Origin of the sequence: Enterococcus sp. DIV0682 (assembly GCF_051712685.1) — a bacterium.
Lineage (GTDB): Bacteria > Bacillota > Bacilli > Lactobacillales > Enterococcaceae > Enterococcus > Enterococcus faecalis.
The window spans coordinates 1,377,296-1,393,612 of sequence record NZ_JBIOPK010000001.1 but is presented as its reverse complement, the minus strand read 5'-3'; the positions used below and the strand labels follow the sequence as shown (position 1 = coordinate 1,393,612).

Here is a 16,317-nt window from a genome sequence, read left to right as displayed (position 1 = left end):
CCTTTTACTTAAGAATATAGCCACGAGCTCCTTTGGTTAAGCCGCAAGCGTTGGCTTCATCGTAGTCAATGTGCATGTACGTTGCAAATCGCGGACTGATTCGCACAACTACATCATCAAAGATTAACGGACGTGTGCCTTCCACTTTGACTTGCACAATTTGACTATTGCTTACTTTATTTTTCAAGGCGTCTTCGGGTGTCATGTGAATATGACGTTTGGCAACAATTAAACCGTGACTTAATGTCACAACTGCTGATCCGTTCATCAGCGTGACGCCTGGTGTCCCTTCTGTCTTTCCACTCTCTCTAACTGGGGCATTAATTCCTAAAATACGTGTATCCGTCATAGAAACTTCGACTTGTGATTCGCTACGTTCAGGGCCTAAAATAACCACATTTTGAAAAAGTCCTTTAGGTCCAGCAACCGTAATTCGTTCTTTACAAACAAACTGTCCAGGTTGTGATAAATCTTTCACTTTTGTTAGTTGATATCCCGGTCCAAATAATGCATCAATCTCTTGACGAGACAAATGAACATGTCGGCCAGAAGCTTCAACTTCAAAAGTATTTTGTTGTTGTTGCTGAATTCGTTTAACAACTTCTTCAACAATTTCATTCATTGAATCCAATTTGTTCATCTCCTAGTTTCGTGATATTTCAGCCATGGTGCTAATTAATTCTGTAGCCCAAGATTGAAAAAGGCCGAACAGTTGTGATTCTCCTTTTAACTGGAGAATAATTTTATCTAGTTGTAATTGAATTTCTTTTGAGGAATAGCGCCATTGTCTCTGTTGGTTAGTTAGAATAGTTACCTTTGATTCCAAAATGACTGGTTCCATTACAATCGACTGTTCTAAAATAAACTTCTCTAACCACTGTTGTTGTTCGAAATATAACCAACCTTCTGTTGATAACGCTTCATTCGTTAAGAAAGGCAAATACAATAGATGGCTTAAGTGCCGAATCTCATAAATTGTTTCTTTTGATAAATGTTCTTGTTTTTGTTTTTGTGAGGAGGCCTTCACTGAATGAACCTCAGAAAGCAATGGGTTTGTTGAAGAGAAGCTGCTATTAATCCGATGCTCGCGTAGATAGCTTTTGGCGGCTGGCGTCAGAAAACTGCCTATAGGAAACACAAAATCCGTGCCATCTTCTAGTTCTTTTTTAAGCCTTTTGTTGCGAAGCATATCTTCTGTAATAACTGTCATAACACCCCTCCTCAATGAAAGTTTAGGACAGAAGTAATGAACCTACCTCTGCCCCAAAAAATCAAAATTATAATTCAGTTGTTGCGTGTGGTAAAATAGCGTCTACTTCTGTATGTGGACGTGGAATTACATGGACAGATAATAATTCGCCAACACGTTCTGCTGCGGCAGCACCAGCATCTGTTGCTGCTTTTACAGCACCAACGTCACCGCGAACCATTACTGTAACTAAACCGCCACCGACTTGTTCTTTTCCAATTAAAGTAACGTTTGCCGCTTTCACCATTGCATCGGCTGCTTCAACAGCACCTACTAAACCACGAGTTTCGATCATTCCTAAAGCATTTGTACTTGACATTATAATTTCCTCCTAAGATGTATGTTTTATTTTTAAAAATTTGGGACAATTAGCAATTTGACTTAGGTCCCAAACCCTAAATCCAATAATTCATTTGTTTTACTCTTACTCGCTCGTTTCTTGTTAGTTTAAGCGAGCTAAAACTTGAGCCACCACGGCATTTACTAGTTCTTCTTGATTGGTTGTTTCGCAAGAAGTAGCCACATATATGGTTGATGTTTGACCAAATTCTTGACGAATCTCTTCTAAATCACGCACGCCATATGCAACACGACGTAAATTGAACAGATTTTCAACCCCAATATTATCAGAAGTTGAGCTGCCACCAACTGCGCCACAACCAAGTGTTAATGCTGGCACTAAGTTAGTTGAAGCACCAATTCCCCCAAGTGTACCAGAGGTGTTAACAAGTAAACGAGAGACGGGTTTTCTTAAGCCAAATTCACGAATGACTTCTTTGTTTTCTGTGTGAATGCCCATTGTATGACCCGCACCTTCACCTTTCAAAATTTCAATTGATAACGCGCAAGCTGCTTCCCAGTTTTCAACTGTATAGAAAGCAATAATCGGTGCCAATTTTTCTCTTGAAAATGGATATTTCAAGCCTACATGTGTTTCCTCGGCAACAATTAAGCGGCGATCTTTTGGAATAGATAAACCAACTAATGAAGCAATATGTTGAACGGAACGACCCACGATTTGCGGGTTCATTGTACCGTTTGGTCGTAAAATAAATTTAGCTAATTTGTCGGCTTCGGCTGGACTTAAGAAATACGCTCCCTGCTTAATTAACTCTTCTTTGACCGCTTCACGGTTGACAGTTTCAACAATAATTGATTGTTCCGATGCACAAATTGTACCGTTATCGAAAGTTTTTGAATCCATTATTTGTTTCACTGCATGAGGAACATTTGCGCTTCGTTCGATGTAGGCTGGTCCATTACCAGGCCCAACACCGATTGCTGGTGTTCCAGAAGAGTACGCGGCTTTAACCATTGCGTTTCCACCAGTAGCTAAAATTAAATTTGTTTCTTTATTTTTCATTAATTCGCTGGTCGCTTGCATAGTTGGCGTTTTGATGACCGAGACACAACCTTCTGGTGCCCCTGCAGCAATAGCCGCTTTTTGGATAATTTCCACTGTTTCAATAATCGATTTCAACGCATTGGGATGTGGTGAAAAAACAATACTGTTGGCAGCTTTTAATGAAATTAATGCTTTGTAAATGACTGTTGATGTCGGGTTGGTAGAAGGAATTAATCCTGCAATCACACCAACTGGGACAGCAATTTCAGTGACTTTTTTGGCAGCATCATCATGGATCACACCAACTGTAGCTTTGTCCTTCATTTCGTCATATACTACTTTTGAAGCGAAAGCATTTTTGATGATTTTATCTTCATAGATACCAAATCCTGTTTCTTCATTGGCCATTTTCGCTAACTTTTCTCGTTGGTTAAATGTAGCCTCTGAAACTGCTTGGACAATCGCATCGATTTGTTTTTGCGAAAATGTTGCTAATACTTGCTGTGCCTCTTTGGCTTTTCTGATTAAATTTCTTGTTTCTTGGATGGAACGTAAGTCTTTATCTACTAATTCCACTCGTCTTCACTTCTTTCTATTTCCGCCATGATTGCTTGAATTAAAGCTTCTTTATTGGCAAATTTAATCTCACTTTTCTTTAAACTACTTAGGTTCATTTTGTAGGCTTGTTTGCGTAAATCAACCACGCGTTGTGTTTCTAATTTTTGGCGTATGCCAGTGTGTTCTTCCGAATCTGGTGTTTCAATCTCTTCTTCAATTACTTCTACTTGTTCCATCGGTTCAGGTGCTGACTTGGGTTCTGGATCTGATAAAATCACTTCCGTTTGAGCATCAACCCGTGAGATCACATGATGAGCAATTAAACAATTTAATTCTTTAGCTACTTCCGTGCCTACTTCAACAGCAGCTTGAACCGCGGCAACGTCACCAATCAGTTCCACAGTTGTTAAACCGCCATTAATAATTTCAGCTTTTAACAAAGTAACGTCGGCGGCTTTCAATGCCGCATCGGCCACACTAATGGCACCTAAAAATCCTTTGACTTCGACCATTCCTAATGCTTTCATTCAGGTCACATCCTTAATAACTCAACGGATTGTCAGCGATATTTTGAATGACTTGTTCAAACGCACTGCAAGCAGCTTTACATGCAGATTGACTACCTGTCAATAAGGCGCCGCCAAAGTTCGTTTCAGAAGGTGGTCCATAAAAGACACCCATTTGAACATCGGCAGCTTTCATTGCTGCATCTAAGCCAACCATTGCTTCTAGCGGTGGTGCAATCAGATAAGCAATCGCTTCACCTTCAGGAATATTCGCTTGTTCAGATAAAAAGCTACCCGTTCTTGATACTACATGTGCAAAATAAACAATGCTGTCATCTTCGTTAGCACTATAGAAGCTGGCTTCTTCTTCAATGACTTGCGTAATGACACTCAAGCCACTATTGACTTCAGCAGGACTCGGACCAGCAATAATGCCAATCACTTCACCGGCTAATTTGGTTGAAGCATTTGCTGCGCCAGCATACATACTTTTACCGTAAACTACAGTAACATCGGCGGCTTTGGTTGCTTCATCTAATGCAACATAAGTGACATCATCACAATCGGAAGTAACAATTCCTAATGAGCGATGTTCTGGTTTCAATGATAATTCTTTTGCTAATGCCGGATCGACATTGGGAATGACTTTCATACTTAGGACATTTGCGCCTAGACGATCATTTTTCATGAGAAATCCTCCTTTATTCAGCTTCTTTTAAATCAATACCAGATTTTTTCTTGTCTAACATTTTTTTGATAATTTCGGCAATGTAGGCCCCTGCTTCAACAGCCGGTGTCCCACCTTTGTGAATATTTGAAATAACTGTCCGCCGTGCTTCTGGCATACCGACAGTTGGTTTGTAAGCAATGTAGGCACTCATAGATTCAGCTGTTACTAAACCAGGACGTTCGCCAACTAGCAAGCAAACAACATCAGCGTCAGTGATTTCACCAATTTTATCCATTGCTGGCACGCGACAATATTTAACAAAAACTACATTGTCGAAATCTAAGTTGTACATGTTTAATCCTTGTTTAATTGCTGGTAGGACTTCTTTAATATTCGCTTCGATAGCAGCTGAACTAAGGCCATCCCCTACGACCATTTGGATTTTGGCTTTTGGTGTCGTATTTTTCCGAATGATTTCACTATTTTCTTCATCAAATTGACGACCATAATCTGGACGTGTTAAATATTCATCTTTACTGTTACAGATTGTTTTTGTAGAAATAAAATTCATTTCTTTTACCAAGTCTTCGCTTACGTCTGAAAAGACCGCATCTTGTGCTGCCGCATGGTCCGCTCGGAAACGTAATGTTGAACTAGTCATATAACGCGTCCCTGCACGACCAACGCCTAAACGAGCTGGCGAGAAAGCTTTCATTTTTAATAGTGCTTCAGGATCTACGGCATTTTTCAATAGTAATTGTTTACGTAAATCTACTTCAGTAATGTCAGGAATTAGGCCTTCTTCAATTTCTGTCGTTTCAGTGACGTGTGTTGTGACTGGTTTTTCTTCAGCAGTCACAGTGGCAGTCGAAACCGCTTGATTGTCAGCGACCATTTCTGTTAAAATTCCGGCAATCATTTCTTTTAATTCTTTTTCGTTCATTTGTATTCTCACCTCGTTTATTTAATAAATACAGATGCATCGCCAGCGCGACTTGTTAATTTTCCGTTTTCCATTAAGCCCATTTTTTCCATCCATTCTTCAAATTCTTTAATTGGACGTAAGCCTAATGTTTCACGAATCGTCGCAGTTTCATGGAACCCAGTTGTTTGATAATTTAACATGACATCATCGCCATGAGGAATCCCCATGATATACGTACAACCAGCTGTTGCTAATAACATTGCTAAGTTTTCCATATCATTTTGATCAGCTTTCATATGGTTGGTGTAGCAGACATCACAACCCATTGAAATTCCAGTTAATTTGCCCATGAAATGATCTTCTAAACCAGCGCGGATGACTTGTTTTGAATCGTAAAGATATTCTGGTCCAATAAAGCCGACAACGGTATTTACAATATACGGATCAAATTTTTTGGCTAAGCCATAACAACGCGCTTCCATTGTGACTTGGTCTGCACCAAAGTTCGCTTCAGAAGAAAGTTCTGAGCCTTGACCTGTTTCAAAATACATCACATTAGGACCAGCTGCTTGACCACTGTGAAGCGCTAAATCTTGTGCTTCAGCTAAAATTTCTGCATTTAAACCAAATGCTGTGTTCCCTTTTTCTGAACCAGCGATGGATTGAAAGACTAAGCCAGTTGGCGCGCCTTGACGCATGGCTTCCATTTGTGTCGTTACGTGAGCAAGCACGCAAGTTTGTGTTGGAATTTCCCATTCGCTACGGAACTCTTCAAACTTGTTTAAGATTCGTTTAACACTTTCTGTAGAATCATCAACAGGATTCAAACCAATTAAGGCATCACCGGCGCCATAAGAAAGACCTTCCATAACTGATGCCATAATGCCATCGACATTATCGGTTGGATGGTTCGGCTGTAAACGATTTGAAAAAGTTCCGGGACGGCCAATTGTTGTGTTGGCGGTTTTTTCAATATTGATTTTTTTTGCGCCAACAATTAGATCCATGTTGGACATTAATTTACAGACAGCAGCAATCATTTCAGAAGTGAGTCCACGGGAAATTCGTTTGATATCAAAATCGGTTGTTTCCGAAGATAAGATAAATTCGCGTAATTCTGCAACTGTCCAATGTTTAATACTTTCAAAAATTCGCATATTGACTTGGTCAATAATAATGCGTGTCACTTCATCTTCGTCATAATCAACAACGGGATTGTTAAACAAGTCATTTAAGGACAATTCCGATAAAACGACTTTCGCTGCCACGCGTTCTTCGGCTGAATTAGCAGCTACGCCAGCTAACTTGTCGCCAGACTTTTCTTCATTGGCTTTGGCTAAGACTTCTTTAACGGATGTAAATTGATAGACTTTGCCAAATAGTTTGGTTTTTAAAATCATCTTTGTGTCGCTCCTTTTTAATTAAATACTAAGGTCTTAACAATGACTGGAAGGACGGCTCCTTCTGCCACTGGTAAACCGATATCTACATAATCACCGTTTTCTACTTTGACCGAATCAAGACAGATAAACGGATAGTCTTTTGGCAGATGGGCACTTAAGGCATGCCCTAAAGCTTTCGCCATGTCTTCATCCACCATAACAATAATGGGAATTTGTTCAGCAACTAAACTAGCTAATCCTTCCACAATCCCTTGACCATAGCGTTGAATATCAGCAAATGTTGGATTGCTCATGCCTCTAATTGCTAGGGCAATCTGGGGTGTTTCTTCAATACGATGCCAATTGAGTTTTTCTTGGATTCGCTGGCCTAATTCTGTCACAGTAAGGGTTTCATCCTCTTGCGCTAATTTTAGAATTGGGATATTTTTTACCGGCAAAATTTGCTCACGATAAGCGATCGTGCTTCCGCTAATTTCAGCAGTATGTGAACCTGCTCCGACGACCGTCGCTCGAATTGTTTCTGCGCTTTCTAAGACTTCTTTTTCCGAAAAAATCAGTGACTTTCTCAAGTATTTCCCTAAAAGCAAGCCGATGTCTCCATATTTAAAGAGATTCGTACTTGTCGTATTTAAGCAATCAGCCACACCACCAGAAAATGTTACAATTGGTAATTCCTCAGCTTTTCGTAGTGGATGGTTAGTTACTAATAACTGGTAGAACGGACTTTGTGTCCCCAAGCCAATGCTATTTTCTAACACGGCAACTAATTCCGAAATAATTGGCAGTAAGTTTTGTTCGGTGGCTTGGTCACCAAGGTGCAAGGTTAGCCCTTTTTTATTTATAATTTCTTGAATCTTCGGAGCTATATAGGTGATTTTTTGTTGTTGATCTAATTTAATTAAGCGTCCGCCAATGTCAAAACAAGCCGTGTCAATCACTTCACCATCTTTAAAGACAGCTAAATTTGTCGTTCCACCACCAATGTCTAAATTAACCACTGGTTTGCGTTTCGTTTCAGAATAAGTTTGAGCCCCAGCGCCTTTTCCAGCAATGATACTTTCTAAATCAGGTCCAGCCGTAGCAACGACAAAATCACCTGCATAGCCACTAAGTGCTCGTAGCACATTGTTGGCATTGCTTTTTCGAGCAGTTTCACCTGTGATAATTACCGCACCCATTTGAATATCTTGTTTATGAATGCCTGCTTGGCGATATTGCTCCGCTACAAACGCTTTGATAGGTTCTGCATCAATTTCTGATTGGTTAAGTAAGGGTGTAAAGATAATGTCACTTCGGTAAATGACTTTTTTATCAGAAATGCTGATACGTGGTACTGTAAACGCAGAGGCAAAATTTTCAACAGTTAATTCTGACAAGACTAATTGGGTTGTAGACGTCCCTAAATCAATCCCTACGGTTAAAAGTGTTTCCTTCGACATCGCCTGACTCGCCTCCTTTTGCATACAAAAAGGCACTTAAAGAATCGTTAGAAAATTTCTTTCTACTTTTCTTTAAGCGCCTTTGCTTAATCAATGAACAACATCACTGGTGTTCTGTTCGAAATAGAAACAGGTTTTAGTTCCCTGTTTATTGGATTCAATTGTAATTTTTCCTTTTAATTTATCTTTTACGTAGCTTTTGACAATCATCAAACCTAAACTGGTCTCGTTACTTTGATGAACGTCATAGCCTTTACCATTATCTGTAACAGTAATGGTAATCATTTTATTATCTAATGTTCCACTAAGTTTAACAACGCCACTTGTTTGTGGCTCAAATGCGTGATCAAAAATGTTTTGTAATAGTTCGTTGACAACAAGGGAAATGGTGACCATTTGTTCGCTAGAAACCATAATGGCTGGATCAACATCCATCATCATCTCAATGGGTTGTGCGCCTTGAAAAAGATGTCTAAAATTATACATCACTGCTTCCAATGTTTGCCGTAAAGCAACGTCATCTTTGACTTGTTTTGACAGCAATTCATGGGTGGCTGCAATCGCCATAATTCGATTGACACTTTCATGAAGGACTTTTTTTGCTTCGGGGCTTTGCGTTCGCCGTTCTTGAATACGCAATAAGGAAACCACCGATTGCAAGTTATTTTTAACACGATGATGAATTTCACGAATCGCAACAGATTTGGAAATAATTTCCGCTTCTTTTTCTTTAAATTCTGTATTGTCTTGAATAATCATAATCAGTTGTTCCTCTGATGCCAACCACACTTTCCGAACCTTAAAATAATAATTAAGGTAGGTCGTTTTGCTTTCAATTGGTTGATTACTCATTTTATATTTCATTTGATACAACACATATTCAAAAGTTGTATAATCGATGGACAAATTGTCATAGCTCATTCCAATGATATTGTCCCGATAACCAAGTTTGCGATAAAGCTCTTGTGCATTGTGATTGGTAATTAATAAGTGACCCGCCGCATCAAAAATTAAAACGGCTTCTGCCAATTGATCAATAAATAACGCATCGACTTGACTAGTTGATTTCGCTACTTTTGCTAACTGGCAGTTATTTAGCTCCTCTTTTTGTAAGTCCGCTTGAATCTCTTCATCTGCCGCAATCTCGACAATAATGACACCAATCGTTCGATGTTCATTGCGAATGGGATAGATATTTTGCTTAATCAAACGATTTTCCTGAGTCACTGCTAACAAACCAATGCTATTTAAGCTAGTCTGCATGGTACGCAGAACACCAGGTTCATTTTTTAATAAAGCTTCCATCCCGACGACATCTCCGCTATATAAAGAAGTTGTCTTCGCAGGCGGCTTATGATAAACGACTAGTGCTTGCTGTGACATTTCCTTATACACATCAATAAAAACATCTGCACTTTGATAGAGTGTCGTCGAAGAAAGATAACGTGCTGTACGTTGTAATTCTTTAATGTCTGATTCTGAAAGATTGGTATATTGGTGACATAATTGCTCTAATCGTTTCATTTATTCATCATCCATTACAATCAATTCTGCAATTTCACTCATACGTGCGCGTTTGTTCATACTTAACGTACGCAACATTTGGTAGGCTTCTTCTTCCGATATATGATTTTCTTTTACAAGAATACCTTTGGCTTTTTCGATAATTTTACGTTCTTCTAATTTTAAACTTAATTTATCGATTTGATTTAGTAACAGCTGCGTTTGTTTGCCTCGTTCAATGCTCATTTCAATTGTAGGTATTAATGATTTTTCGTCTAGAGGTTTAACTAAATAACCCAGTGCACCTAATTTTTTAGCCTTGTCCGTATTTTGTACGTCACTGTATGCAGATAAAAAGACAATACTACTGGCTAGTTGGTCTTGAACAATTTTTTTACCTGCTTTTAGACCATCTAAAATTGGCATTTGAATGTCCATTAATACTAGGTCAGGTTGTGTTTTTTTACATACTTCAATTGCTTCAAAACCATCGGCCGCTTCACCGACTACTTCGTACCCTGCTTCTATCACAATATCACGAATATCGAGTCTCGTAATAGGTTCATCATCGACTATTACAATTCGTCCATCCATTTTCTTCACGCCCTTGTCCTTTCAACGCTATGTTCTGGTAATTTTACAAGTTACAGAAAAGTTTAAAATCTGTTGTAAACCTTCAATCACCGCTTGTAAGGCTGCTTCCACTGAGCTTACGTCACCAGAAATGACTACCGATCCAGAAAAACGATCAATAAAACCGATTTGGATATCTCCGCTTTTAGTCGCAATATCAACAGCGATAATTGCCGCTTCGCTCGGAGTGATTGTCAAAATACCTAGTGCATTGCTGGTGCCTTCTGGCAACCCTAATTTTGTATAAATTTCTTTATTAGGACTAGCAATGATGTGCGCTAACGTTACTTGTTTCCCAGGAACATATTCTTGAATCATTCGTTGTTTTTCTTCCAACCAGACTCGCTCCTTTAATTTAGCAAATAAAAAATCCTCAATAAAAAACGTAAAGGTTCCACTTTCGCTTTCTACTAAGGAGCTTCTTTGCTCTTAAATTTTGAAGCACGCCGTTGTGCTACCCACATTATATGTTATCGATTTCATCCTGTCAATCGCTTATAAGATAGAATTTAAAATTTTTGTCACTTCTGCTGCTGTTGGTTGGACAGGATTTGTTTTGGTGCAGCCATCCATCAATGCGCCTTCAGCTATTTTTGGGATCGCAGCTTGGACTTCTTCTTTTGGTAAACCATAGTCACTAAAAGTGGCAGGCATGTTTAATTTTTGACGGAGTTGCTTGATTTGTCGAATAAATTGTTGAACACCAATCCGTGCATTAGTTGTCTGTGTATCATTTAGACAATTTGCTAACTGCGCATAACGTTTAGCTGTTGGTTCGTTGGTGACTTTGCCATTCGCTAAGCCACTGTTATATGCAATGACTTCAGGTAAGAGCATTGCATTCATTCGTCCATGTGGCACATGTAAACGCGCACCGGCCGCATGAGCAATGCCGTGATTCAAGCCTAACGAAGTAACATTAAACGCCATCCCTGCCATACATGAAGCTAAATGCATATTTTCACGAGCTTGTTGGTTGCTACCCTCATTAAAGGCTATTTCTAAATTGTCGAATACCAGGCGAACGACTTTTTCGCACAACGCATCTGAAATCGGATTTGCTTCTGTTGAAACATACGCTTCAATAACATGCGTTAAGACGTCCATTCCTGTATCCGCTGTGATTTTTGGTGGCACACTCATCACTAAATTTGTATCTAAAATCGCAATTTCTGGTTGAATTTCATCCGTTACAAGCGGGATTTTGGTGCCAGTTTCTGCAACCGTAATCACTGAAAAATTCGTAACTTCTGAACCAGTTCCACTAGTTGTAGGAACCGCAATAAACTCAGCAATCTGAGTTTGCAAAGTACGTTTGCCAAAAAATTTCATTGCTTTGGCCGCATCAATAGCGGATCCCCCACCTAAAGCTAATATCGTATCTCCTTGAAATGTCGCTAACTGCTTAATTCCCGCAGCAATCTTATCAATTGGTGGATCGGGGATGATGTCACTAAAAATTTGCCATTCACTTTTTGTTAAATGCTTTGTCACTTCATTCACAAATCCAGAGTCAACCATGAATGGATCTGTGACAATGAAAACACGTCTATCATGAAGTGTTTCCAAATTGGCTAATGCGCCTTCTCCTACCCATAGTTCGGTAGGGAAATGAATTGTTTTCATCTCAATTCCTCCTTAATAAAATACAAAAAGACACTTCAAACAAACGAAAAATCATCTGTCTGAAGCGTCTTTGCTTCCTTATGTATACGCCATTGTACACGAAACCTTATCCATAGAGTACAACGCCTTTAATTAATTGTCAATAAAAAAAGGGAATATAGCAGTACGTCATTGTACCTGAAATCTCCTTCAACATTGAAAGACCAGCCCAAAATTCCCAAAAGCACTTCCTCGTGCCATTAATTGGATTAATACAAATATCTTGGGCTGGATTTTCAACACAAGCGTTGTTAAGAAACATCCTGTTTTGCCTCGAAACAGCATGCCCAATAATGAAAAAATGAAAAGACCTGACTTAAAAGCAACCTTGCTTCTTCACAGTGGCGGGACCGTGCCAGATTCTCACTGGCTTCCATTCATATTTTTCATAAAATATTCGTTTAATCTATCTGAAATTTACCATAAGTTTTTTAGAAAAGCAACTGTTTACAATCCATCTTCTTTAATTTTATGGAAAACCTTTTCGCTTCGTTCATAAAAAACATCAGGTCGTTGTGCTTGAACATTTAAATAGCGAGCCAACGCATAAAAATAATCTGATAAACGATTGGTAAAAATTAATACCTCTTCGTTAATTTTGGCTGTCCAATTTAAACGAACAATGATGCGTTCTGCGCGCCGTGCAATCGTCCGAGCCACATGAACCATACTGGCTGCTGGGGTTCCGCCAGGTAAAATAAAACGATCAATATCTGGTGATTGTGCAGTGTAGAAATCAATCCGCTGTTCTAGCCAATGCACACTTGCCTTTTGTAATTTAAATGGTCGTTGTGCTTCAATCGGTGTTGACAAATCTGTTCCCGCATCAAAAAGTAAATGTTGTAAAGCTTCTAGTTCTTCTTTAATTTCTTGATTTTCTTGTGGAAGTTGGCTGATAATATAGCCGACCCAAGAATTCAATTCATCAATCGTTCCATAACTTTCAACTCGATCAGAATCCTTAGCGACGGTTGAGCTGCCGACTAATTTCGTCATTCCCTTATCGCCAGTTTTTGTATAAATTTTCATTCTGCTTCATCCTCCTCTAAATAATCTACTAATTCTTGCAAGCCAATTTTTTCAACAGAAGAAATTTCAAAAATTCTTGTTGCACCCGCACTTTTTAATTGTTGCCGAACAATCTCTAACTGCTGAGAATCTTGTGCTAAATCAATCTTGGTTAAAATACCAATGATTTCTTTCGGGAAAATACTACCAAATCCTGGTGAAAAAACTTGTTGTGTTTCTACAGCACTTTGAACCAAACCAATCACATCTGCTTCTGCCGCTGTGACGTTTAACGCATTATAATATTGCCGATGCAAAATAAACTCGCCCGGTGTATCAATCATTTCTGCATGAAATTCCACCGCCTGTGTTTTATCATAAATTAATTCTTTGCCTTGCAGAGCTTGACATAACGTGGTTTTGCCACACCCGATAGCTCCCATTAAAATGATTCGTTTCATCGCTACCTCCATAAAAAAGGAGCCCAAAGCAAGTACCATCACGTACTTAGTCTTGGGCTCCTTTGCCGATTTGTTAAAACACGCCATTGTGTTTCTGATTCTTTGCCTTTATCTTACCTGTTTCCAAAAAACTTGTCAAAATTATTGAATAGTTTCCCAAACTTTATGTTGTTTCTGAAAATAGGAGACAATATCTGTTTCAAAAATTGTTTGTAAAAATTCTTTTGAAGCCAACGTTTGAAAATCACCTTGCGCGGCCACTTTCCCTTGCTTCATAAACACAATTTTTTCACTTAGCGTTAACGCTAAACGGATATCATGAAACACCCCGATTAACGTTTTCCCTTCTTGCGCACTCCACTCATTTAACTGCTGAATCAATTCTTGTTGATACCGAATATCCAAATGATTATTGGGTTCATCCAATAAAATAATTTCTGGATCTTGTACAAATAATTTAGCCAAAAATACTCGTTGTTGTTGTCCTCCTGAAAGCTGATTGACAACTTTATCTTTTAAAGGCAATAAACCCGTGCGTTCTATATAATAAAGGACTCGTTCTTTTTCTTGTTTAGAAACAATAGGTAAAAAACGTTTTGCTTGTTGTCGATACGCCCCCATCAAAACTGTTTCGTAGACCGTATAATCAAAAGCAACTGTCGTGAATTGACTCATCATCGCTACTTTCGTTGCCAATTCCTTCCGCTTTTGTCCATGAACTTCTTGACCATCAATTAAAACAGAACCACTATAAGGGACAAGTCCGGCAATCGTTTTTAAAAGTGTCGTTTTACCGCAACCATTTGGACCTAAAATACAAGTTTTACTACCTGTCGGAAAAACTAGGGAAATATCTTTTAAAATGGGGGTTTGTTGGAGTGTTACAGCTGTTTTTTTTAATTCAATCATGTAGCAACGCCCCTTTTTTTAAAGTAAATATACAAGAAGAATGGCGCTCCAATCAAGGCTGTTACGGCCCCGATGGGAATTTCTCTTGGTGATAAAATCGTGCGGGCAATTGTGTCCCCTAGTACCATGATGGTCCCACCTAAGATTGCTGAACCGGGAATCAGCCAGCGATGAGTCGCCCCTAGATAGCGACGGACAATATGTGGCGCTATTAAATCAACAAAACCAATCACACCGACAAATGAAACCGCACTTCCTGCTAGTAAACTAGCCAAAAGAATAATGCGTAGTTTTGCTGTTTTGACTTCTACTCCCGCTAACATCGCATGTTCTTCTCCTAAGCCAAGAACATCCAATGCGTTGGCATCAAACCAAAGAAACAAACTGCTGACAAGCAAGATTGGACAATAAATAGCAATTTTTTGCCAATTACTGCCAGAAAAACTACCCATTTGCCAAAAGACTAATTGTTTCAAATAATCTTGGAAAAGTGCTGTAATCAACGTCAAAATAGCACCGACAAACAAGGTCATAATCATCCCCACTAAAACAACTGTTTGATTAGACATTTGACTATCCATTGTTTGCGTAAATAACAAAACTAAAAAGACCGTTGCTAAGCCAAAGATAAAACCAGTTAAAGGCAATAAAAATGCCCCTAAAATCGAAGCAGTTACTCCAGTTACCATGATTAACGCAGCGCCTAAGGATGCTCCCGCTGATACGCCCAAAGTATATGAAGAAGCTAAAGGATTACCTAAGAGTGATTGCATCACCGTGCCACTTACTGCTAAGCCTGCGCCCACGAGATAGGCCATCACGACACGCGGTAACCGTACATTCCAGATGATTCCCTCTAAAATCCCGTCTTCTGAAACCGTCTTTTTCACTAAAATTTGAAGCAAATCCGTTAACGAAATCTGAACACTTCCAATTTTAATACCCAAAAAGAGCATGCTCATACTGATCAAGAGCATCAGTATGAGACACGTTTTTTTACTCATCTTTTAAATCCTTGTATTCCTCTGGATAAACAGCTTTTGCCATTTGTTTTAATGCTTTGGTAATGTGGTTATTTGGTAAAGAGCTAGACATGTTATCGATTTCGAAAACTTCTTTGTTTTGAACTGCAGGAACGTTTTCCCAGTTTTTACGAGCTAAAATTTCTTTGGCGGGATCTTTCATATAGTTAACATTGGTTAAAATGACTTCTGGTTTTGCAGCAATGGCCGCTTCTTCTGTCACTGGTAACCAGCCTTTTTCATTTGCCAAAACATTTTTTGCCCCAATTGTTTCAATCATTTCATTTAAAAACGTCCCATTACCAAAGCTGTAAATGTCTGGTAAGGCAGCTACTTCAAACAAAACAGTTTTTGGTTTTTTAATGGTTTTACCAATTTTGGCCACTTCGTCGATTTCTTGATCCATTGTTTTGATTAACTTTTGTCCTTTTTCATGTTCGGATAAGCTATCCGCGATGAATTGGACGTCTTCTTTGATTGCTTTGATACTTGTACTAGTGGGGATGTTAACGACTGTAATTCCAGCATCTTCCACTTGTTTCCAAACACTTTCTGAGCTAGCTAAATTGATGTCATTCACATAAACAATTTGTGGTTTCAAGGCAATCAATTTTTCGGCATCGACAGCCATCATATCCATTTGTGGTAATTTTTTTAAATCAGTCATCATTGTGCTACTTTGAGTATCAACTGCGATTAATTGATCGGTTTTACCTAAGTCTTCAATCACTTCTGTTGTTGATGGCACTAGGGAAATAATTTTGGTTGCCTCTTTGGGTAAAGTAATTTCTTTGCCGCTACGGTCTTTGGTTGGTAACGTTACTTCTGTTTTTTCAGAAGAGGTAGTTGCTTTCTTTTCCTGTTTACCACACCCTGCTAAGCCAAGTGTTGCTACTAAACCTAAAGTCATCATTGTTAAAGTAAATTTTTTCATTTTTTCATCCTCGCATTCGTCTATTTTATTTTGGGGAAAATTTTCTGAAATGAACCTCCTTTGTCTCAACGTCAAAACAATACAAAA

The 16,317-nt window shown here is 38.9% G+C and carries 18 protein-coding genes and 1 riboswitch; all 18 genes read right to left on the bottom strand.

The features are described 5' to 3' along the window. Positions 1-4: 4 nt before the first annotated feature. Positions 5-640 carry an ethanolamine utilization phosphate acetyltransferase EutD gene (gene eutD, locus IGK96_RS06695; RefSeq protein WP_002357516.1) on the bottom strand — a complete coding sequence of 212 codons (636 nt, stop codon included), beginning with the start codon at positions 638-640 and terminating at the stop codon, positions 5-7. 3 nt (positions 641-643) lie between these two features. Further along, positions 644-1,210 carry a hypothetical protein gene (locus IGK96_RS06690; RefSeq protein WP_438755978.1) on the bottom strand — a complete coding sequence of 189 codons (567 nt, stop codon included), beginning with the start codon at positions 1,208-1,210 and terminating at the stop codon, positions 644-646. Positions 1,211-1,277: 67 nt separating this feature from the next. Beyond that, on the bottom strand, positions 1,278-1,568 hold the full coding sequence (locus tag IGK96_RS06685; protein ID WP_002357513.1) for a BMC domain-containing protein: 291 nt from the start codon (positions 1,566-1,568) through the stop codon (positions 1,278-1,280). A gap of 123 nt (positions 1,569-1,691) precedes the next feature. Then, positions 1,692-3,170 (bottom strand): acetaldehyde dehydrogenase (acetylating), encoded by a 1,479-nt coding sequence (locus IGK96_RS06680; RefSeq protein WP_113821051.1) that lies wholly within the window; start codon positions 3,168-3,170, stop codon positions 1,692-1,694. Next, the gene (locus tag IGK96_RS06675) at positions 3,161-3,679 is read right to left on the bottom strand and encodes a BMC domain-containing protein (RefSeq protein WP_002366723.1); all 519 of its coding nucleotides are present in this window, start codon (positions 3,677-3,679) and stop codon (positions 3,161-3,163) included. The genes IGK96_RS06680 and IGK96_RS06675 overlap by 10 nt, the downstream gene beginning before the upstream one ends. 13 nt (positions 3,680-3,692) lie before the next feature. Further along, positions 3,693-4,346 (bottom strand): ethanolamine utilization microcompartment protein EutL, encoded by a 654-nt coding sequence (gene eutL / locus IGK96_RS06670; protein ID WP_002357509.1) that lies wholly within the window; start codon positions 4,344-4,346, stop codon positions 3,693-3,695. A 13-nt stretch (positions 4,347-4,359) separates the two neighbouring features. Beyond that, positions 4,360-5,271, bottom strand: coding sequence for an ethanolamine ammonia-lyase subunit EutC (gene eutC, locus IGK96_RS06665; protein WP_002363986.1), 912 nt, complete (start codon positions 5,269-5,271; stop codon positions 4,360-4,362). 17 nt (positions 5,272-5,288) lie between these two features. Continuing rightward, complete coding sequence (locus IGK96_RS06660) at positions 5,289-6,653, bottom strand: ethanolamine ammonia-lyase subunit EutB (RefSeq protein ID WP_002357506.1); 1,365 nt, start codon at positions 6,651-6,653, stop codon at positions 5,289-5,291. Positions 6,654-6,670: 17 nt separating this feature from the next. Continuing rightward, on the bottom strand, positions 6,671-8,119 hold the full coding sequence (gene eutA / locus IGK96_RS06655; RefSeq protein WP_016617362.1) for an ethanolamine ammonia-lyase reactivating factor EutA: 1,449 nt from the start codon (positions 8,117-8,119) through the stop codon (positions 6,671-6,673). Positions 8,120-8,185: 66 nt separating this feature from the next. Continuing rightward, positions 8,186-9,619 carry a sensor histidine kinase gene (locus tag IGK96_RS06650; RefSeq protein WP_002357504.1) on the bottom strand — a complete coding sequence of 478 codons (1,434 nt, stop codon included), beginning with the start codon at positions 9,617-9,619 and terminating at the stop codon, positions 8,186-8,188. Beyond that, positions 9,620-10,192, bottom strand: a complete 573-nt coding sequence (locus tag IGK96_RS06645; RefSeq protein WP_002357503.1) for an ANTAR domain-containing response regulator — start codon at positions 10,190-10,192, stop codon at positions 9,620-9,622. A 27-nt stretch (positions 10,193-10,219) separates the two neighbouring features. Continuing rightward, entirely contained in the window at positions 10,220-10,567 is a 348-nt protein-coding gene (eutS, locus tag IGK96_RS06640) for an ethanolamine utilization microcompartment protein EutS (protein WP_002345864.1), read from the bottom strand. Between the two features lie 159 nt (positions 10,568-10,726). Beyond that, on the bottom strand, positions 10,727-11,857 hold the full coding sequence (locus IGK96_RS06635; RefSeq protein WP_010707558.1) for a 1-propanol dehydrogenase PduQ: 1,131 nt from the start codon (positions 11,855-11,857) through the stop codon (positions 10,727-10,729). Between the two features lie 292 nt (positions 11,858-12,149). After that, a riboswitch (adenosylcobalamin (AdoCbl) riboswitch) is annotated at positions 12,150-12,299 on the bottom strand. 44 nt (positions 12,300-12,343) lie between these two features. Further along, a complete protein-coding gene (locus IGK96_RS06630; protein ID WP_002365686.1) occupies positions 12,344-12,925 on the bottom strand; it encodes a cob(I)yrinic acid a,c-diamide adenosyltransferase in 582 nt (193 codons plus the stop codon). After that, complete coding sequence (locus IGK96_RS06625) at positions 12,922-13,365, bottom strand: EutP/PduV family microcompartment system protein (RefSeq protein ID WP_010707557.1); 444 nt, start codon at positions 13,363-13,365, stop codon at positions 12,922-12,924. The genes IGK96_RS06630 and IGK96_RS06625 overlap by 4 nt, the downstream gene beginning before the upstream one ends. A 141-nt stretch (positions 13,366-13,506) precedes the next feature. Continuing rightward, positions 13,507-14,274 (bottom strand): ABC transporter ATP-binding protein, encoded by a 768-nt coding sequence (locus IGK96_RS06620; RefSeq protein WP_010707556.1) that lies wholly within the window; start codon positions 14,272-14,274, stop codon positions 13,507-13,509. Continuing rightward, a complete protein-coding gene (locus IGK96_RS06615; RefSeq protein ID WP_070415835.1) occupies positions 14,271-15,278 on the bottom strand; it encodes a FecCD family ABC transporter permease in 1,008 nt (335 codons plus the stop codon). The genes IGK96_RS06620 and IGK96_RS06615 overlap by 4 nt, the downstream gene beginning before the upstream one ends. After that, entirely contained in the window at positions 15,271-16,299 is a 1,029-nt protein-coding gene (locus IGK96_RS06610; RefSeq protein WP_002384486.1) for an ABC transporter substrate-binding protein, read from the bottom strand. The genes IGK96_RS06615 and IGK96_RS06610 overlap by 8 nt, the downstream gene beginning before the upstream one ends. Between the last annotated feature and the right edge of the window lie 18 nt (positions 16,300-16,317).